Consider the following 17,947-nt stretch of genomic DNA (forward strand, 5'->3'; position numbering starts at 1 on the left):
TCAAGCGCATACCCGACCCGCTGCAAGCCTCATGGACACCCATCTCACCAAATCCGCCGACACCTCCTCCACCGATCTCGGCCGGCGCGTGCGCGCCGCCCGTCAGGCGCAGGATCTGACGCTCGAAACCGCGAGCCGCCTGTGCGGCGTCTCACGCTCGACGCTGTCGAAAATCGAAAACGGTCTGATGTCCCCCACTTTCGACGTGCTGCAAAAAATCGTGCTGGGCCTGAAGATCGAAATCGGCGAACTGTTCGGCTCGACGCCGAAAGTCAGCGCGAGCGGCCGGCGCGCGCTAACGCGCAAGAACGAAGGCCAGCGCCACGCGTATCGCGGCTACCAGATGGAATTGCTCGCCACCGATCTCGCGCACAAGGCGATGCTGCCGTTTCGCATCCGCATCTCCGCGCACACGCTCGACGCCTTCGACGACTGGGGCCGCCACGAAGGCGAGGAGTTTCTCTATGTGATCAGCGGCAGCGTGTGCCTCTATTCGGAGCTGTACGCGCCGACGCATCTGAACGCGGGCGACAGCCTCTACTTCGACAGCCGCACGGGTCACGCGGCGGTGTCGACCAGCGAGGAAGACGCCGAAGTGTTGTGGATGGCGACCAATGCGGACCTGCGGCACACACCGCCTGCCGCGAACGACTCAGCGAAAAAATAGCGCGCCTTGCACGGCGCGCGGCACTCAGCGCGCCGCCAGCGCCCGTTGCGCGAGTTGCGCGATATGCAGTGCGTGTCGCCCCGTGCCGTGCTCGATCTGCTCGCGACAACTGAAGCCGTTGGTCAGCACGAGCGTTTCCGCATGCGCCGCCGTCGCGTCGCGCACGGCCTCAAATATGTCCTCGCCGATCTTTTCCGACAGCGCGTGATGCTCGACATTGAAGCCGAACGATCCCGCCATCCCGCAGCAGCCGGTATCGAGCAGCCTCCATCTAACGCCCAGCTTGTTCAGCAACGCCGTATCGCCCTGCATGCCGAATAGCGCCTTCTGGTGGCAATGGCCATGCACGATCACATCGGCCTCGAGCGTCGGCCACTCGAACGGCTGACGCGCGACGAAATCGGCAAACAGGTACGTTTGCGCGGACAGCTTCTTCGCCAACGCATGATCGGGGAGTTGCTTCAGCAACTCGTCCTTGAACACCGACAGACAGCCCGGCTCCAGACCGACCAGCGGCACGCCGGCAGCGATGTCTTCCGCGAGATCGTCGACGATATGCGTCAGCAGTTCACGCGCGCGTTCGAGCAGACCGAAGTCGTACAGCGGACGCCCGCAACACAAACGCTTCTTTGGCAGCACGACGTGCCAGCCGAGTTGCGTGAGCACATCAGCGGCGGCCTGCGCGATCTCGGGCGTGAAGTGGTCGTTGAACGTGTCGACCCATAGGATCACCTTCTTTGCGTCGCCGCCGTGCGCATCAATCGCGGATGCTTGCGACGACGCGCTCCGTCGATAAGTCGTAGCGGCAAAGCGCGGCAACGCACGGGTCTGAGCCACGCCCGCGATCCATTTGCCGAGCGCGGACAAACCGGGCGCCGTTGTCAAAAAGTTGGTCAAGCGTGGAACGCGCGCGGCCCACGGCGCCCATTCGCCGATGCGCCCCATGAACAGCGCCTGACGCGGCCGCGGATTGTTCTCATAGTAGTGAGAAAGGAACTCCGCCTTGTACGACGCCATGTCCGTGTGCGTCGGGCAATCGGACTTGCAGCCCTTGCATGCGAGGCAGGTATCGAGCGCTTCTTTCACTTCGCGGCTGTTCCAGCCATCGACGATCACTTCGCCTTGCAGCATTTCCCAGAACAGATGCGCACGCCCGCGCGTCGAGTATTTTTCTTCGCGTGTGCCGCGATAACTCGGGCACATCGTGCCGCCTTCGAGCGAGCGGCATTTGCCCATGCCGATGCAGCGTTCTATCGACCTCTGGAAGCCGTCGCCTTCCTGGCTCGCGAACGCGAGCTTCGTATGCAGCGTCACCGGTTTGTACGCGGGACCCATGCGCAGGTTTTCGTCGGCGCGGTATGCGTGCACGACCTTGCCCGGATTCAAACGATTCGCCGGGTCCCAGATGGCCTTGAACTGCTCCATCGCCTGCATCAGTTCGGGGCCGTACATGATCGGCAGAAACTCGGCCTTCGCCTGGCCATCGCCGTGTTCGCCCGACAGCGAGCCGCCGAATTCGACCACCAGTTCCGCCGCTTCGCGCAAGAACCCGCGCCATGTCGCGATACCTTCCGCGCTGCGCAGATCGAACGTAATGCGCGCGTGCACGCAGCCGTCACCGAAATGGCCGTACAGGCTCGTCTCGTAGCCATAGCGATCGACGAGCGCCTGAAACGCGCGCAGATAATCGCCGAGCCGCAACGGATCGACTGCGGCGTCTTCCCAGCCGACCACCGGATCAGGCTTGTCGCGGTCCACCGATAACGCGACCGCCGACGCGCCGGTCTCGCGAATCGACCACACCTTTGCCTGCAATGCGCGATCTTCGACGAGCACCGTCGAGATATCCGGCCCCGCCGCGCCCGACTGAAAATACTCGGCGGCATCGCGCGCCTGTTGCAGAGCTTCGTGCTGCGTGTCCGCGCCGAATTCGAGCACGACCCATGCATCGCCGTGGGGCAACAGTGCGATCTCATCCTTCTTCAGACCGCGCGTCTGCAAGCCGCGAATGATCGCGCGGTCGAGTCCCTCGACTGCGATCGGCCCGCAGCGCATGAAATGCGGCACGGCGTCCGCCGCCGTATAGATGTCGGGGAAGCCGACCACGACGATCACGCGCCTCGCCGGACTCTTCACGAGTCTCACTTTCGCCTGCAACGTGACCGCGCAAGTGCCTTCGCTGCCAACCAGCGCACGCGCGACGTTGAAGCCGTTTTCCGGCAGCAGTTGATCGAGATTGAAGCCCGACACGCGCCGCTTGATTTTCGGGAATTTCGCGCGAATCCGTTCCGCGTACGTGTCGCGCAGTTGCCTGAGCGCCGCGTAGATTTCGCCTTGTCGACCACCCGCCGCGATGATGCGTTCGAGTTCTTCTTCGGAGGTCGGGCCGACCCAGAAACGCGCGCCGTCGAAGGTCGCGATTTCAAGCGCCTCGATGTTCTCGACGGTCTTGCCGGCCATCACCGAATGCGCGCCGCACGAGTTGTTCGCGATCATGCCGCCTAGCGTGCAGCGGCTATGCGTGGCGGGATCGGGCGCGAACGTGAGGCCGTGCTGTTCGGCGGCATCGCGCAAGGAGTCGCACACGACGCCGGGTTCGACGATCGCGACGCCCGCAAGCGGATCGATCGAGACGACGCGGTTCAGGTACTTGCTCGCATCGGCGACGACCGCGACGTTCACGCACTGGCCATTCTGCGACGTGCCGCCGCCGCGCGCGAGAAACGGCACGTCGTTGCGACGGCATGCGTCGAGCGTCGCGAGCAGATCGTCGATATCGGTCGGTACCACCACACCGAGCGGGACTTGCCGATAGTTCGACGCATCCGACGCGTACAGTGCTTTGGAACCCCGATCGAAGCGCACTTCGCCGCGCACATGCTGGCGCAGGTCGCTTTCGAGCGCCCGCAATACGGCGGCGCTGCCCGCGAAAGGCCTGGCGACACGCGGTTCATTCGAAGCGCCACGCTCGCCGACCCGCCGCCCTTCATCCAATGACAATGACGTCCCCACTGCGCTCCTCGTCTGCGATGCCGGCGCTCGCGCCGACGTATGCGCTCAGGCCGCCTGGCTTGCGGTCATCCGGAAGATTCCCTGTGCGTTGCCCGCATCGAAACGCAGGTCCGTTTCCCAGCGGCGCGCGTCCTGATCGAAACTGCGTTTGCGCGTGATGAATTCGTAGAACGAGCCCGGCACGTCGCGCGTGACGACACTGCCGTCGGCCGCGCGAAATTCACGCTGCACGAGATCCGCGCGATACGCGGTCTGGAATACGCGCCCGGAACGCGAATGCTCGACGTCCGGCTTCATCGGGCGACCCTTCGCTTTCTGATCGTCCGACAGCTTGAAAACATCCGCGACGCGATCGGTTGCATGATTGAACGCGTTGCCTTCGGTCGCGATCCACGCCATCTCCGCCGATTCCTTCAACAATACTTCGTAGTCGGCTTCGCGTGGCATCTCATGCTGACGCGCGAACGCACCGACGATCACTGGCAGCAACTCTTGCGCCGCATCGATCGGCAGCACGCCGTCGCGTTCGAGTTCCCACAAGAGGCCATTAGCGCGCGGCGTCAATGGATCACGCGATGCACCGATGACGTTCGTCACCGCCTGCTGGAACGCCGCGGAAAAACGCTCCGGGTGCAGTTCGCTGACGAAGAACTGCGCGATCTCGTCGGGCGCGTCGTCATGCGCCCATGCGCGGCCGGTCATGCCGAGCCGATCGAGCGGATAACGGCCGTTGATCCGAAAACCGAGCGGCCGCAGGATGCGCGCGAACGCGGCCTCGCCGGGCGGCAGCGCGCCGCTGTGCGGCCAGCGCACGGTGCGCAGCGCGCCATGATCGAAGTGAACGCTGCCGCCGGCGGCGACGGTTTCCTCCGTATAGCGGCGGCCGTTTTCCGAGCGCGCGAGCAGATCGTCGAACAGCGCCATGTTCATCGCCTGCGCGAGTTCGGCACGCGTGATGCTGCCGCTTTCCCACTCGTTCAACACCTGTGGATGATTCAGCGTCGCAAACAGGCGCGCGGTTTTCTCCGCGCCCAGCAGTTTCATCAACAGTTGTTCGATGTTCGCATTCTTCAGGTTTCGCATCCGGCTTCTCCACGCTAAACGTTGAGCGCCCGCACGAGCGCCACATGACGGGCGAGATTATTCAAAATCCGCTTCGCCCCCGTAAAGCGAGATAAAATCGCCACTTGATGCGTTTTTGGAATTAACGTGCGAAAGTTCAAGATTCCCAACATGGGCGCGCTGCTCGCGTTCGAAGCCGCGGCGCGGCACGAGAGCTTCACGCACGCGGCGCGCGAACTGTTCCTCACCGAAAGCGCGGTGTCGCGACAGATCAATACGCTCGAAAGCAATCTTGGCGTGCGGCTGTTCGTGCGCGTCAAGCAGCGCGTGGTGCTGACGCGCGCGGGCAAGGTCTACAGCGCGCAGGTGCGACGCTCGCTCGAACACCTCGATCGCGACACGCTGTCGATCATCGCGCACGGCAGCGGCGGCGGTTATCTGGAACTCGCGGTGTTGCCGACGTTCGCATCGCAATGGCTGATTCCGCGCATGGCGACATTCAATGAACAATACCCGGACGTGCGCGTGAACATGGGCGTGCGTACCGCGACGTTCGCGTTCGCCGACACGCATTTCGAAGCGGCCATCCACTACGGCAAGCCGACGTGGCCGGGTACATCGGCCGATTTTCTGTTCAGCGAGGAAGTGGTACCGGTCTGCGCGGCGAGTCTGCTGAAGCGGCCGATCCGCAACGTTGCCGAACTACTCAACTATCCGCTGCTGCATTCGACGACGCGACCCGACGGCTGGGCGACCTGGTTCGCTAAGTTCGGCGTCGACGACAACCGCACGATGCAGGGCGTGCGCTACGAACTGCACACGATGCTGATCAGCGCGGCCGCGGCCGGACTCGGTATTGCGCTGGTGCCGCGCTTTTTCGTCGACACGCAGTTGCAGCAGTTCGGTCTCGTGATTCCGTTCGACGGTCCCGCCGTCGCCGACGCCGCGTATTACCTCGTGTATCCGACCGAGTTGAGCCACGGCAAACCGCTCGCGAATTTCCGCGAGTGGCTGCTGGGCGAGGCGGCCGCGTACCGTGCGATTTATCCGGAGTTGGCGGAGCGGCCAGAGGGGGCGTGAGGAAACGCCAGCCGCACGCGTGATTGGATCAATCACACATGCCGGCCGCGCGAAATTCAGCTGCCGGCGCGCGCCTGCGCCAATGCGGCCAGGTTGCCTTCGCCAAAGCCATGATGCCCCTGGCGTTGCACGATCTCGAAGAAGATCTCGCCGGCGCGACGGCGCACGAAGGTCTGGAAAAACAGCAACGGCACGCCGTCCGCGCCGATCTCGCCATCCACGAGCACATGCGTGCGCCGCAGCCGCTCGACGTCGAGCCCGTGGCCCGGCAAACGTGCATCGAGCTGATCGTAGTAGCGCGGCGGCGGCTCGACGAATTCGACGCCGTTCGCGAGCAGACGCTCGATGCACGCGAAGATGTCGTCGGTGGCGAGCGCGATGTGCTGCACGCCTTCGCCCGGATGGTCGGGCAGATACTCGTGCATCAGGTTGGTCCGGCGCGTGCCTTCCTCGTACAGTGGTATGCGGATCGCGCCGCACGGCGACACCATCACGCGCGATTCCGCCGACACGTGCCAATTCGCGTGCAACTCGTGAATCTCGCGGAAATTCAGCAGGTCGCGATAGAAGTCGATCCACTCCTGCATGCGGCCTTCGCCAACGGTTTGCGTCAAATGATCGACCGCGATCAGGCCGCTGCCCGCGTGACTCAGATCGGCTTCGGCCGTGTCGATTTCGATGGGGCGGAAGTCGATGTCGAAGATCGAGATATCACCGAGGCCACCGCGCTGACCGCCGCGCCCGCGCCAACGATCGACGAAATAGATGTGTGAATCGCCGATGCCTTGAATCGCCGGAATCAACAGCTCGCCGGCACCGAGGCGTTCGCCCTCGAACTCCCACGCGCCGAGTTCCACCGCGCGTTCGAACGCGCGCTGCGCGTCGGCGACCCGAATCCCGATCGCGCAGATGCCGACCCCGTATTCCTCCGCGTAGCGCGCCGCGAACGAATCGGGCTCCGCGTTGATCAGGAAATTCATCTCGCCCTGACGGTACAGCGTCACGTCCTTGCTGATATGACGCGCGATCGCCTTGAAGCCGAGCCGCTTGAAGGTCTCGCCGAGCGCCCGCGGATCGCGGGCGGCGAACTCGACGAATTCGAGGCCGGCCGTGCCGAGCGGATTGTGCTCCGGCGCCATCACGGCGCGCTGCGCGGCCTCGGGAGTGGGCAAGTCGCTGGGCATGGCAATCTCCTTGTACGGTCTTTCGATGCGGTGGCCGGTCTTTCCGGGGTTCGGTGCGAACCGTTCCGGCCGCTCGCGATGGGCTGCGTGACGCGTGCCCGCTCGTGGCGTGCACGCGGCGTGCCGCGCAAAAAACGGGCTGCGGCGGCTTTCGCACCGTGTTTTTACACCGGGTCGCGGGGCATTCGCAACCGTCATTTTGTACTGGTTGGTTCATCCGTCGAACGGCGTGCCGCTGGGCGCTCGGGGGCATGCGTGCGGCAGGCCGCCGGATCACTCGAGCGGCGCGTCGCCCGGGCTGCCTTTGCGCGCCGTTTTGCCGGCGGTTTTACCAGTGCTCTTGCCCGCATCCTTGCCCGACGCCGCCGCCATTCTGCCCCGCGCGACCTCGCGCACCGCCTCGATGAACGCGCGCCCCACCGCCGACGGCTGCGTATCCGAGCGACGGATCAGTCCCACCGGCTCGCCGGTACCCGCAAACGGCAGCGGCAAGCGCACCAGCATGCCGTGCGCGAGTTCGTATTCGACCGCGCTTTGCGGCACGAACCACACCGCGCCGTTTTCGAGCGTCAGCGCACGCCCCGTCGATACCGACAACACCTCGACGAACCCTGACAACGGCGCCACGCCCCACGCGCTGAGCAGGCTCTCGGTCGACTGGCGGATCAGCGTGCCGAACGGCGGCAGCACGATCGGAAATTCCTCCAGCGACGTGGCCGGCAAGGCCGTTCCCTGCGCGAGCGGATGCCCGGCGCGCACGACCGCGATCAGCGGCTCGGTAAACAACTGCTCGAAGCTCAGGCCTACCATCCGCTCCGGGTCCGCGAGGCGGCCGATCGCGAATTCGATCGAACCCGCTTTCAGGCGTTCGAGCAATTCCGGATTTGCGCCAGTCGCGAGGCGCACGATCACGCGCGGCCACTGCGTCGAGAACTGTCTCAGCACGGCCGGTATCAGCGCCGCGGCGACAGTGGGCAGCACGCCGACTTCGAGTGTCGCGGCGGCCGCGCCCTCGGCGCGCGCGAGCAGATCGACGCCCTGCCGCAGCGCGCTCACGCAGGCGCTCGCGTGCGGCATGAAAAGCTGCCCCTCGCGCGTCGGCACCGCGCCGTGACGGCCGCGCTCGAACAGTTTCACGCCGAGAATGGTTTCCAGCTCGGCGACGGTCTTCGATACCGCCGGCTGCGTGATCGACAGACTGTCCGCCGCCCGCTGGACGCTGCCGAACTGCGCGACGGCCAGAAAGCACTGGAGATGACGAAATTTGACGCGGCTATCCGCGAGACTGCGTTGCATAACGGAAGGTTATACGAAACGGGCAAAAACGTCATTTTTCATAACCGGCTGCTTTGTATAAAGTGCGAGTCATAACGCCGCATTCCCCGATTCCTCCAACGGAGACACTTCATGGAAGATTCAATTCTTTCCCCGCGAGATTTCGCGTCCCATCCCGAGTACATCTATCCGCCGTACGGTTCGTCGGTCAAGCGCGGCCCGACCCGCCCGCTGATTCCGCTGAAGGAACGTCTGCGCGACCAGCGCGTGCCGGTCTATGGCACCGACGACCTCGACCCGCTCGACAACGACCTGACCCGCAACGCGGTGCGCAATGGTGAACCGCTCGGCGAGCGCATCATCGTGACGGGCCGCGTGCTCGACGAAGTCGGCCGCCCGGTGCGCAACACGCTCGTGGAAATCTGGCAGGCGAACGCCGCCGGCCGCTATGTGCACAAGGCCGACCAGCACGACGCGCCGCTCGATCCGAACTTCCTCGGCGCGGGCCGCTGCATCACGGACAACGAAGGCCGTTACCGCTTCCTGACCATCAAGCCGGGCGCGTATCCGTGGGGCAACCATCCGAACGCATGGCGTCCGCAGCACATCCACTTCTCGCTGTTCGGCGACCACTTCGGCTCGCGTCTGGTCACGCAGATGTACTTCCCCGGCGATCCGCTGCTCGCGTTCGACCCGATCTACCAGGGCACGCCGGAAAACGCCCGTGAGCGCATGATCTCGAAGTTCTCGCTCGACATTACGCAAGAGGCCTATGCGCTCGGCTACGACTTCGACATCGTGCTGCGCGGCCCGAACGAAACCCCGATGGAGCGCTAAGCCATGACGACTCTCAAGCAAACGCCTTCGCAAACCGTTGGTCCATACTTCGCCTACGGTCTTTGCCCGCAGCAATACGACTTCGATTACAAGAGCCTGTTCACGCACGTGATCGCCGACATGGAAGCGGCCGGCGAGCACATCACGATCGTCGGTCAGGTGTTCGACGGCGACGGCAAGGTAGTCGGCGACGCGATGATCGAAATGTCGCAAGTCGACTCGAACGGCCACTATCCGGAATCGCGCGACGAGATCCTGAAGACCGGCTTTCACGGCTTTGCGCGCGTCGGTACCGGTACGGACCCGCATAAGCGCTTTATCGTCGAGACGGTGAAGCCGGGCCGCGCGAACCCCGACGAAGCGCCGCACATCGACGTGATCCTGACGATGCGCGGCATGCTGCTGCACACGTTCACGCGTATCTATTTCGAGGACGAAGCGCAGGCGAACGAGCAGGACGCCGTGCTGGCGTCGGTGCCGGCCGAGCGCCGTGGCACGCTGATCGCGCGCCGCGTTGCCGGTACGGCCAACGTGTACCGCTTCGACATCCACATGCAGGGCGATCAGGAAACCGTGTTTTTCGACCTGTGATGCGCGATTCGTCGTGCAACGCCGAGCAGTAAAGATCGAGCCCGCCTTGCGCGGGCTTTTTTTCGCGCGGGCGGTTCGCGGTGCGCCTGCGCGCGCTCAGCAGCGGAAATGATCGATGCTTTGTCCGGCGTGAATCGCGCGGGCGAGCCATGCCGGTTTATCGCCGTGACCGTCCCACGTGTTGCCGAACGCGTCGCGATACAGCACCGCGGCCACGGCGTTCGCATCGGCTTCGAGCGATTCGGCCAGCGCTTCGAGGGTGATGTTGTGGTCGTCCATGCGTCGGCGGATCCATGCGATCATGCGCTCGCGCAGGTTCTCGTCGCGTTCGAACAGTCGTTGTTGTCCTTCTCGTTGTTTCATAACGTATTGGTGTCGCAGCTCTTGCTGGCATTAGACAAACTGGCAACTCGCATAACAACGCGAGGCTCGTGCTTAATTCAATTTGAACGAAAGCAATTCGACGAATTCACGCGATCCCTGCAAATGCGTAAAAACCCGCATTTGCAACTGATGCCTGTCAGATTCTGGATTAAAGCGCTGGGATCAAGCGAATCGGCTACTCGAAGAATCGAAGGGGGCTCGAATTGCACCCGTGTTTCGCTTCGTGCGTCGCCTCGCCGTGGCGAGGGAACTATATCGAAAGTGATTCTAGCATTCGATGTATTTTGGCCGCAGCAAAGAAGTTTTTCTAATTGTACTGATTGCGGGATTTCCGAGTTTTCGGTAATCGTGGCTTCCGCCGCGCGATTGGCGGACAATGCGAAACTCGGTATTCGCCAGCACCTCTGGCATCGGCCCGACATCAGGAGACACGACCATGCCCGCCTCGACAGCCATCCTCACGATCCTCGCCGCGCTGCTTTTAGGCGCGATGAGTCCGGGGCCCAGCTTCGTCATCGTCGCGCGCAACGCGATCGGTCTGTCGCGTGGCGACGGTCTCGCGACGGCGCTCGGCATGGGCATCGGCGGCGTGTTTTTTAGCGGCATCGCGCTGCTCGGGCTCTATACGCTGCTCGCGACGGTCGAATGGCTCTACGTGGGGCTGAAAGTAGCCGGCGGCGTCTATCTGATCTATCTGGCGTCGAAAATCTGGCGCGGCGCCGCGAAGCCGCTCGCGTTCAGCGAAACGCGAACCGGCAGCGGCATCAATCCGCGCAAGTCGTTCTGGATCGGCTTGAGCACGCAGCTCAGCAATCCGAAAACGGCCGTGTATTACGGCAGTATCTTCGCCGCGCTGCTGCCGCAGCATCCGCCCGTGTGGTGCTATTTCGCGCTGCCGCCGGCGATCTTCGCAATCGAAGCAGGCTGGTACACGATCGTCGCCCTGTGCTTTTCTAGCCAACGGCCGCGCGAAATCTATCTGCGCTGGAAGGCGTGGATCGATCGCATCGCCGCGAGCGCGGTGACCGCGCTCGGCCTGCGGCTGATTCTGAACGCGCACAAAGTGGGGATTTGACGCCAGCATGAAGCGGCGCGCGCCGGCGTAACTCGATGCGCGCCGCCCTGAAACAAAGAAATCGCAGCGCGTTATCCTTTCCCCTCCGCCTTGATCCGCGCGCGCAACTCGAACTTCTGGATCTTCCCCGTCGACGTCTTAGGCAACTCGCCAAAGCGCACCGCCTTCGGCAACTTGAAGCCAGCCAGGAACAGCCGGCAGTGCGCGATGATTTCCTCCTCGGTTGCCTGCGCGCCTTCCTTCAACTCGATGAACGCGCACGGCACCTCGCCCCACTTTGGATCGGCCATCGCGACCACCGCCGCCACCGACACCGCCGGGTGCCGGTACAGCGTGTCCTCGACCTCGATGCTCGAAATGTTTTCGCCGCCCGAAATGATGATGTCCTTGCTGCGGTCGCGGATGCGGATATAGCCGTCGGCCGTGCGCACGCCGAGATCGCCGGTATGGAACCAGCCGCCTTTGAAAGCGGCTTCGGTCGCGCGCTCGTTCTTCAGATAGCCCTTCATGCAGATGTTGCCGCGAAACATGATCTCGCCGATCGTTTCGCCGTCGTCCGGCACCGGCGCGAGCGTGTCCGCATCCAGCACCGCGACCGCCGCCTGCAGGTGATACCGCACGCCCTGGCGGGCGGTCAGGTCGGCGCTGATCTGCTCGTCGAGCGCGTCCCACTCCTGCTGCTTCGCGCAGACGGCCGCCGGGCCGTAGGTTTCGGTGAGCCCGTACACGTGCGTCAGATCGAAACCGATCTGCTTCATCTTCGCGATCACCGCGGGCGGCGGCGCGGCGCCCGCGACCATCGTCGACACGCGATGCGTGATGCCCTCGCGCCATTCGGCCGGCGCATTCGCGAGCGAACTCTGCACGATCGGCGCGCCACAGTAATGCGTGATGTGCTCGCGGCGAATCAGCTCGAACACGGTCTTCGCGTCGAACTTGCGCAGACAGACGTTGACGCCCGCGCGCGCGGCCACGGTCCACGGAAAGCACCAGCCGTTGCAGTGAAACATCGGCAGCGTCCACAGATAGACCGCGTGCTTCGGCATATCCCATTCGAGGATGTTGCTCAGCGCGTTCAGATACGCGCCGCGGTGATGGTAGACGACGCCCTTCGGGTCACCGGTCGTGCCCGACGTGTAGTTCAGCGCGATCGCGTCCCATTCGTCGGCGGGCGGAGTCCACTCGCAGGACGGGTCGCCGGTTTGCAGGAACTGCTCGTAGTCGGTCGCGCGGATGAACTGCGCGGCGTCGGCGGGCTGCGCATCGGCCACGCTGATCACGCGCAGTTCCGGAAATTCGAGCGCAGCGCGATGCGCGAACTCGCCATATTCGGTATCCACGATCAGCGCCTTCGCCTCACCGTGGCGCAGCATGAACAGCAGCGTCGGTACGTCGAGCCGCGTGTTCAGCGTATTCAGCACGGCGCCGGCCATCGGCACGCCGAAGTGCGCCTCGACCATCGGCGGGATGTTCGGCAACAGCGCGGCGACCGTATCGCCACGGCCGATGCCGGCCTCGTGCAGCGCGCTCGCGAGCCGCCGCGCGCGCTCGTAGGTCTCGCGCCAGTTGCGGCGGGTATCCCCGTGGACGATCGCGAGCCGCTCGCCATACACTTGCGCTGCGCGCACGAGGAAATCGATCGGCGTCAACGGGACATAATTGGCCTCGCGCCGCCCGAGGCCTTCGTCGAACATGTGCTGTGTCATTGCTTCGTCTCCTGAGGCGCGAGCCGCGCCGCCGATTGTTGTGATCGTTTTCTATGAATAACCAGGGCCTAGCCTAGCAATTGTCGTCATGAACTGTCTGTCATTCAAATGACAGAGTGGCGCCGCCGTCGCCCCGCCTTGACATGGCTCAGCCGGAACCGCTCCCAGGACGCTTATCGCCGATGACCGACGCTCCTCTCACCGACCGCGCCGACTCCCGCCCGCCCCAACGTGTCGCGCCCGCCGACCTGGCGCGGCTGTTCGCCACCTGCGCGTGGTTTCGCGCGCTCGCCACCGAGCATCAAGCGATGGTGCTCGCCAGCGCGCACGCCGAGCACTTTGAAGGCGGCGCATGGATCGCGCGTCGCCAGCAACCGTCCGACTATTGGATCGGCGTGCACTCGGGGCTCATCAAGCTCGCGATCTACAACGCGTCGGGCCGCAGTTGCACGCTGTCGGGCGTGCCGCCGGGCGGCTGGTTCGGCGAAGGCAGCGTGATCAAGCGCGAGTTGCGCAAGTACGACGTGGCCGCGATCCAGCCATCGCTGATGATGTTCGTGCCTTCAGCGACCTTCCATGCGCTGCTCGAATCGAGCCTGCCGTTCACGGGCTTCGTGATCCGTCAGTTGAACAACCGGATGGGGGAATTCATCGCGTCGATCCAGAACAGCCGGCTGCTCGACGTGGACGCACGCGTCGCTCAATCGCTCGCGCAGTTGTTCAATCCGGATCTGTATCCGGACACGGGGCACACACTGGCGATTTCGCAGGAAGAGGTCGGCTTGCTTGCGGGGGTGTCGCGGCAGCGCATCAATCAGGCGCTGCAGAACCTGGAAAAGCTGCGGATTTTGCGTCTGTCTTATAACCAGATCGAGGTGCTCGATCTCGAGCGGCTAGATGCGTACGGACGGGAGCAGATCTAGCGGCGCGGCGGGCGCGCGCTACCCGGCGCGTACGCCGCCCTTGCGCGTCGCGCGCGTTTCGAGAGCGTCGTCGGTCTTGAACAGCGCCAGCATGATCGCGCTCATCACGCCCGATCTTTTCCAGCGCAGATAGTAGCGATGCGCGGTCTGGTACGGCACGTAGTGCCCGGGCATCGCGCTCCCCGGTGCACGCGTGAAGCGCGTGCTGGCGTCGCTCCAAAAGTAGTGTCGATACGTCAACGCGTTCGAGACTACTCGAAGCTTGCATGGGAGAAAGTCAACTTTTGTGATCCGGAGCGGCGCAATTGTCAAAAATGGCAATAGGTTATTGCGTCACAGCGCTGATGGTTCGACGCGGAGCGTGGTCTATCATCGGCGCGCCCGGCGCCGCCACCCCTTGGCGCGCGCCGCGTCCGAACTAGAAAATCTCTCTCCACACGCAGGAAATCCCTTGAGACACATCCGCTTTATCAAGACCGCCGCGCTCGTCGGTGGCGCGGCGCTTGCCGTGACGTCCGAACAGGCTTCGGCACAAAGCTCGATCACGCTGTACGGCGTCGCCGACGTCAGCGTGCGCTATCTGACGAACTCGAACGCCAAAAACGACGACCGTCTGTACATGACCAACGGCGCGATCACCAACAGCCGCTGGGGTCTGCGCGGCTCGGAAGATCTCGGTGGCGGTCTGAAGGCGATCTTCGATCTGGAAAGCGGTATCAACCTGCAGAACGGCTCGGCCTCGGATAGCCAGCGCATTTTCAATCGCAACGCATACGTCGGCGTCAGCAGTCCGTACGGCACGCTGACGCTCGGTCGCCAGAAGACGCCGCTGTTCGACCTGCTCGGCGACACCTACGACCCGCTCACGGTCGGCAACTACAACGAGAACTCGTGGCTGCCCGGCGCGCTCGGCGCGGGGCTGTACGCGGATAACGCGGTCAAGTACACGGGCACGTTCAACGGCCTGACGGTGGCCGCGATGTACTCGTTCGGCACGAATTCGGAATCGACCGGCGAGGGCGGCTTCTCGGGCCAGGTGCCGGGCCATCTCGGTGCGGGCACCATGTACGGCTTCACGCTGTCGTACGTGGCGGGTCCGCTGTCGGTCGCGGCCGGCGTGCAGCAGAACAGCGACAACAGTAATCACAAGCAGACCATCTTCAACGCGAACGCGGTTTACGCGTTCAGGTCGACGAAGCTGTACGTCGGCTATCTGCATTCGAAGGACGACACCGGCTTCGTCGACAGCGCGCTCGCGCAGCAGACGCTCGTGCCGGGCGTCGATATCGTCAAGGGCTCGGGCCGCATCGACAACGGACCGTTCGCCGGCGTCACGTGGCAGGCCACGCGCGCGCTGACGCTGACGGGCGCCGCGTATTACGACCACATGTCGAACGCGGCGATCGGCAATGGCCAGGTCGGCAGCGGCTACCGCTACACGTTCGTCGGACTGGCCGAGTACGCGCTGTCGAAACGCACCGAGGTGTACGGCACCGTCGATTTCGACAAGGTGTCGGGCGCGGCCTCGGTCGAACTGCCGGGCCGCAACAACCAGACCGGCGTTGCGCTCGGTCTGCGGACGATTTTCTAAGGCTCCGGGTCGTCATCGCAAAACGGGCGTCCCCAGGGACGCCCGTTTTTTTGGCTCTCGCATACGGAAGCCGGCTTACCGGTCTGCCGCGCGCATAAAAAAAGGTGCCGCGAACGGCACCTTTCTGTACTACAGGCAGCTTCTGCTGAAGCTTAGAAGCGGTGACGCAGACCGACCGTAGCAGCCGTCTGGTTCTTCGACGACGAGGTCGGAACCGTGTTGTCGCCGCTGTAGATCGAAGCCACGCCGCCGTCGCCCATTGCGTGCTGGTACACAGCCTGAGCGTAGACGTCGGTGCGACGCGACAGCGAGTAGTCAGCCTGCAGGCCGATCTGGTGGTAACGGGTCTTCATGTCGTTACCGTCGGCGTTGATGCCGTAGCCGCGTGCGTCGGTGAACGTGTACGCCACGCCGAGAGCCATCGCCGGGGTCACGTTGTACTTGCCGTTGATTTCGTAGTTGTTGGTGTGGCCTTGACGCTGACCAGCTGCTGCACCAACCAGGTTGTCGACGCGCGATTGCGTCCAGGCCACGCCGACCAGCGCCGGGCCGAAGCCATACGAAGCGCCTGCGCCGAACTGACGCTGACGGAAGTTGCCCGTCAGGACGCCCGACGTGTTCGCCAGAACGCCGTCCGATGCGCCGCTTGCGTTAGCAGCCGGGTTGTTTTGCTGAACGTAGGCAGCACCGAGGTGCAGGCCTTGCCACTGGTAGGCGGCGCCCAAGCTGTACTGACGGTTGTTTGCGAAGCCACCAGCCTGGTTCGAGAAGCCGTACGTGCCGCCGAACGTGAAGCCAGCGTAGTTAGCGCTCGAGTACTTGACCGAGTTGTTGACCGACAGACCACCGTTGGTGTTCAGGTTGTCGTTGTTGAACGGGTGCGCGAAGTACGTGCCGCCCCAGCTGCCCGTTGCGGTCAGCGGTGCGAGGTAGTCCTGCGCTGCGTCGTACTGGCGACCCAGCGTGACCGTACCGAATTGCGCGCTCGACAGACCGACGTAAGCCTGACGGTTGAACATGCCCTTGTTGTTAGCGAACTGGCCGTTGTTGATGTTGAAGCCGCTTTCCAACGTGAAGATTGCCTTCAGACCGCCGCCCAGATCTTCCGAGCCACGCAGGCCGAAGCGGCTCTGGTCGATGCCGCCGCTGTTTGCTGCCCACTTGGAGCTGCCAGCAACGTTGCTGGTGTACGTCAGACCTGCGTCGATCAGACCGTACAGGGTCACGCTGCTTTGTGCGTGAGCGACCGAAGCGAACGATGCGGCAGCCGCAACGACGATGAGACTCTTTTTCATGGGAACTCCAATTCGAAAAATTTATACGGGGAGCAGGACCTGCCTCAGCGGCCGATGCATCGCACCTGCCGCCGCCCGCTTGGCCGACCCGTTCGGATCGACCGGGCACCCTTGAAGCGAAGCGTGAGTGTAGGGGGAGACCCTGGTATCGACGCCGACAATTCACGCAACATGATTTTTCGAAATTCGCAACAATCCGGGAGCCGATGGCGCTAAGTTCTTGTATTTCCAATGTTTATTGCAAGATCTAAGTGTCGGATCGCCAGCCGCACCCAAAACGAATTTGCAACGCGCCAATATTCGAAGTTGCGTGTTTGCAACAGCGTTTTAATACGCGTGACGTAATCGGGTCGGAGCACATTGAGGAAAGACCGTCGATATTTTTTGTAATCGAACGGCTCGAATGACGGTTTCCCGCGCGGTTTGAAAATTATTTTGCGATCGCGGGGAACTTAATGGAGTTAATGCACTCTCCCTCGCGTACCCGCAATTAATCGTTTCCGTCGGGGCCGATTAAGTCGTCGAATTACCGAGACGGCTTATTCACCCAATCTTCATTGCCAACGCAGGCAACCGCTGCCGCCTGCTGGCGGCGCAACCGTCCTCAGACCCCGCGCCGAATCAGCATTCACTATTGAGACACTGCCGTTGCGGCAGTCTTCTGATTTCTCGCTTTAGCGAGCACCCTCTGTCACGTCTTTATCAGATTTGCACGCGACTCGAAGAAGCCTTCAGCACGGGCATTGCCCGGAGGTGAATTGCGGCGCCGGCCGCCGCGTGACAACACCCGTGCTGAAAGCGGACTGCGTGCATCAGCAAGCCTTCCGCATTCAATTAACGGCGAGGCGGCGCCCGCATTTACACGGAGTTTCCCTGATTACGCGCAATCACCGCTTATGGCCTGCGTGGAGCGCGCTCGAGCGCCTCCTCGTCCTCGGGCGAGGAACCCGGCGCGAGCGGGTCGGTGTCGGGCGGCGTATCGGGCAATGGACGCGGCTCGCCGTTGGATTCCTCGAGCGGCTGATTCGGAGGCGCGACGGGATCGATGGTTGGGTCGGTTTGCATGACGGCCTCCAGGTGTACGGGAACATCTCCCTACGCCGGATGCGCAACGGCTATTCCTGCGATCGCTGGCGGCGCCTGTAGAAACTGCGCTGACTCGATACCGAATTTGCAACGCCCGACGCCTCAGTGAGGTTCGAGACGCGAATCCGCCATCTCATCGGACGATGCCGTGAGGAACGGCTCCAGCCCGAATAGCCATG

Annotated in this window: 16 protein-coding genes; 7 read left to right on the plus strand and 9 right to left on the minus strand. The window is 63.4% G+C overall.

Annotated elements, in window-relative coordinates; all coding sequences use genetic code 11:
* Positions 1-31 precede the first annotated feature (31 nt).
* A complete protein-coding gene (locus GCT19_RS17515; RefSeq protein ID WP_013093023.1) occupies positions 32-667 on the plus strand; it encodes a helix-turn-helix domain-containing protein in 636 nt (211 codons plus the stop codon).
* 24 nt (positions 668-691) lie between these two features.
* On the opposite strand, the gene GCT19_RS17520 is transcribed toward GCT19_RS17515, so the two are convergent.
* On the minus strand, positions 692-3,661 hold the full coding sequence (locus tag GCT19_RS17520; protein ID WP_018433880.1) for an FAD-binding and (Fe-S)-binding domain-containing protein: 2,970 nt from the start codon (positions 3,659-3,661) through the stop codon (positions 692-694).
* A gap of 63 nt (positions 3,662-3,724) precedes the next feature.
* Positions 3,725-4,762, minus strand: coding sequence for a DUF1338 domain-containing protein (locus GCT19_RS17525; RefSeq protein ID WP_152852628.1), 1,038 nt, complete (start codon positions 4,760-4,762; stop codon positions 3,725-3,727).
* A 126-nt stretch (positions 4,763-4,888) separates the two neighbouring features.
* On the opposite strand from GCT19_RS17525, the gene GCT19_RS17530 reads away from it, so the two are divergent.
* Positions 4,889-5,821, plus strand: coding sequence for a LysR substrate-binding domain-containing protein (locus GCT19_RS17530; protein ID WP_184128634.1), 933 nt, complete (start codon positions 4,889-4,891; stop codon positions 5,819-5,821).
* 56 nt (positions 5,822-5,877) lie between these two features.
* Here the strand turns inward: GCT19_RS17530 and GCT19_RS17535 are convergent, their stop codons facing one another.
* Both GCT19_RS17535 and pcaQ read right to left on the minus strand, forming a co-directional pair.
* Positions 5,878-7,005 (minus strand): 4-hydroxyphenylpyruvate dioxygenase family protein, encoded by a 1,128-nt coding sequence (locus GCT19_RS17535; RefSeq protein WP_018433883.1) that lies wholly within the window; start codon positions 7,003-7,005, stop codon positions 5,878-5,880.
* Between the two features lie 273 nt (positions 7,006-7,278).
* Positions 7,279-8,301: a pca operon transcription factor PcaQ gene (pcaQ, locus tag GCT19_RS17540; RefSeq protein ID WP_152852629.1), complete on the minus strand. Its 1,023-nt coding sequence runs from the start codon at positions 8,299-8,301 to the stop codon at positions 7,279-7,281.
* A gap of 111 nt (positions 8,302-8,412) precedes the next feature.
* Here pcaQ and pcaH point away from each other — a divergent pair, with 111 nt between their 5' ends.
* Both pcaH and pcaG read left to right on the plus strand, forming a co-directional pair.
* Entirely contained in the window at positions 8,413-9,117 is a 705-nt protein-coding gene (gene pcaH, locus GCT19_RS17545; RefSeq protein WP_152852630.1) for a protocatechuate 3,4-dioxygenase subunit beta, read from the plus strand.
* A 3-nt stretch (positions 9,118-9,120) separates the two neighbouring features.
* Positions 9,121-9,708: a protocatechuate 3,4-dioxygenase subunit alpha gene (gene pcaG / locus GCT19_RS17550; protein ID WP_018433885.1), complete on the plus strand. Its 588-nt coding sequence runs from the start codon at positions 9,121-9,123 to the stop codon at positions 9,706-9,708.
* 96 nt (positions 9,709-9,804) lie between these two features.
* On the opposite strand, the gene GCT19_RS17555 is transcribed toward pcaG, so the two are convergent.
* Entirely contained in the window at positions 9,805-10,071 is a 267-nt protein-coding gene (locus GCT19_RS17555; protein ID WP_013093015.1) for an H-NS family nucleoid-associated regulatory protein, read from the minus strand.
* A gap of 457 nt (positions 10,072-10,528) precedes the next feature.
* On the opposite strand from GCT19_RS17555, the gene GCT19_RS17560 reads away from it, so the two are divergent.
* Positions 10,529-11,167: a LysE family translocator gene (locus tag GCT19_RS17560; protein ID WP_152852631.1), complete on the plus strand. Its 639-nt coding sequence runs from the start codon at positions 10,529-10,531 to the stop codon at positions 11,165-11,167.
* A 71-nt stretch (positions 11,168-11,238) separates the two neighbouring features.
* Here the strand turns inward: GCT19_RS17560 and GCT19_RS17565 are convergent, their stop codons facing one another.
* On the minus strand, positions 11,239-12,873 hold the full coding sequence (locus GCT19_RS17565) for an acyl-CoA synthetase (RefSeq protein WP_152852632.1): 1,635 nt from the start codon (positions 12,871-12,873) through the stop codon (positions 11,239-11,241).
* Positions 12,874-13,055: 182 nt separating this feature from the next.
* On the opposite strand from GCT19_RS17565, the gene GCT19_RS17570 reads away from it, so the two are divergent.
* Positions 13,056-13,796 carry a Crp/Fnr family transcriptional regulator gene (locus GCT19_RS17570; RefSeq protein ID WP_152852633.1) on the plus strand — a complete coding sequence of 247 codons (741 nt, stop codon included), beginning with the start codon at positions 13,056-13,058 and terminating at the stop codon, positions 13,794-13,796.
* Between the two features lie 18 nt (positions 13,797-13,814).
* Here GCT19_RS17570 and GCT19_RS42760 read toward each other — a convergent pair whose 3' ends face one another.
* The gene (locus tag GCT19_RS42760) at positions 13,815-13,970 is read right to left on the minus strand and encodes a hypothetical protein (RefSeq protein ID WP_193727410.1); all 156 of its coding nucleotides are present in this window, start codon (positions 13,968-13,970) and stop codon (positions 13,815-13,817) included.
* 286 nt (positions 13,971-14,256) lie between these two features.
* On the opposite strand from GCT19_RS42760, the gene GCT19_RS17575 reads away from it, so the two are divergent.
* Positions 14,257-15,387 carry a porin gene (locus tag GCT19_RS17575; protein ID WP_408582388.1) on the plus strand — a complete coding sequence of 377 codons (1,131 nt, stop codon included), beginning with the start codon at positions 14,257-14,259 and terminating at the stop codon, positions 15,385-15,387.
* A gap of 152 nt (positions 15,388-15,539) precedes the next feature.
* Here the strand turns inward: GCT19_RS17575 and GCT19_RS17580 are convergent, their stop codons facing one another.
* Entirely contained in the window at positions 15,540-16,682 is a 1,143-nt protein-coding gene (locus GCT19_RS17580; RefSeq protein ID WP_013093010.1) for a porin, read from the minus strand.
* 894 nt (positions 16,683-17,576) lie between these two features.
* Positions 17,577-17,747 carry a hypothetical protein gene (locus tag GCT19_RS42765; RefSeq protein ID WP_018433891.1) on the minus strand — a complete coding sequence of 57 codons (171 nt, stop codon included), beginning with the start codon at positions 17,745-17,747 and terminating at the stop codon, positions 17,577-17,579.
* Positions 17,748-17,947: the final 200 nt, after the last annotated feature.

The sequence above is a fragment of the Paraburkholderia atlantica genome (assembly GCF_009362785.1).
Classification (GTDB): domain Bacteria; phylum Pseudomonadota; class Gammaproteobacteria; order Burkholderiales; family Burkholderiaceae; genus Paraburkholderia; species Paraburkholderia atlantica.

What these genes read in the sequence shown, in the direction of transcription:
- GCT19_RS17535 (WP_018433883.1), bottom strand. Translation starts at nt 7,005, where the DNA reads ATGCCCAGCGACTTGCCCACTCCCGAGGCCGCGCAGCGCGCCGTGATG.
- GCT19_RS17515 (WP_013093023.1), top strand. Translation starts at nt 32, where the DNA reads ATGGACACCCATCTCACCAAATCCGCCGACACCTCCTCCACCGATCTC.
- pcaG (WP_018433885.1), top strand. Translation starts at nt 9,121, where the DNA reads ATGACGACTCTCAAGCAAACGCCTTCGCAAACCGTTGGTCCATACTTC.
- GCT19_RS42760 (WP_193727410.1), bottom strand. Translation starts at nt 13,970, where the DNA reads ATGCCCGGGCACTACGTGCCGTACCAGACCGCGCATCGCTACTATCTG.
- GCT19_RS17555 (WP_013093015.1), bottom strand. Translation starts at nt 10,071, where the DNA reads ATGAAACAACGAGAAGGACAACAACGACTGTTCGAACGCGACGAGAAC.
- GCT19_RS17560 (WP_152852631.1), top strand. Translation starts at nt 10,529, where the DNA reads ATGCCCGCCTCGACAGCCATCCTCACGATCCTCGCCGCGCTGCTTTTA.
- GCT19_RS17565 (WP_152852632.1), bottom strand. Translation starts at nt 12,873, where the DNA reads ATGACACAGCACATGTTCGACGAAGGCCTCGGGCGGCGCGAGGCCAAT.
- pcaQ (WP_152852629.1), bottom strand. Translation starts at nt 8,301, where the DNA reads ATGCAACGCAGTCTCGCGGATAGCCGCGTCAAATTTCGTCATCTCCAG.
- GCT19_RS17525 (WP_152852628.1), bottom strand. Translation starts at nt 4,762, where the DNA reads ATGCGAAACCTGAAGAATGCGAACATCGAACAACTGTTGATGAAACTG.
- pcaH (WP_152852630.1), top strand. Translation starts at nt 8,413, where the DNA reads ATGGAAGATTCAATTCTTTCCCCGCGAGATTTCGCGTCCCATCCCGAG.
- GCT19_RS17570 (WP_152852633.1), top strand. Translation starts at nt 13,056, where the DNA reads ATGACCGACGCTCCTCTCACCGACCGCGCCGACTCCCGCCCGCCCCAA.
- GCT19_RS17580 (WP_013093010.1), bottom strand. Translation starts at nt 16,682, where the DNA reads ATGAAAAAGAGTCTCATCGTCGTTGCGGCTGCCGCATCGTTCGCTTCG.
- GCT19_RS42765 (WP_018433891.1), bottom strand. Translation starts at nt 17,747, where the DNA reads ATGCAAACCGACCCAACCATCGATCCCGTCGCGCCTCCGAATCAGCCG.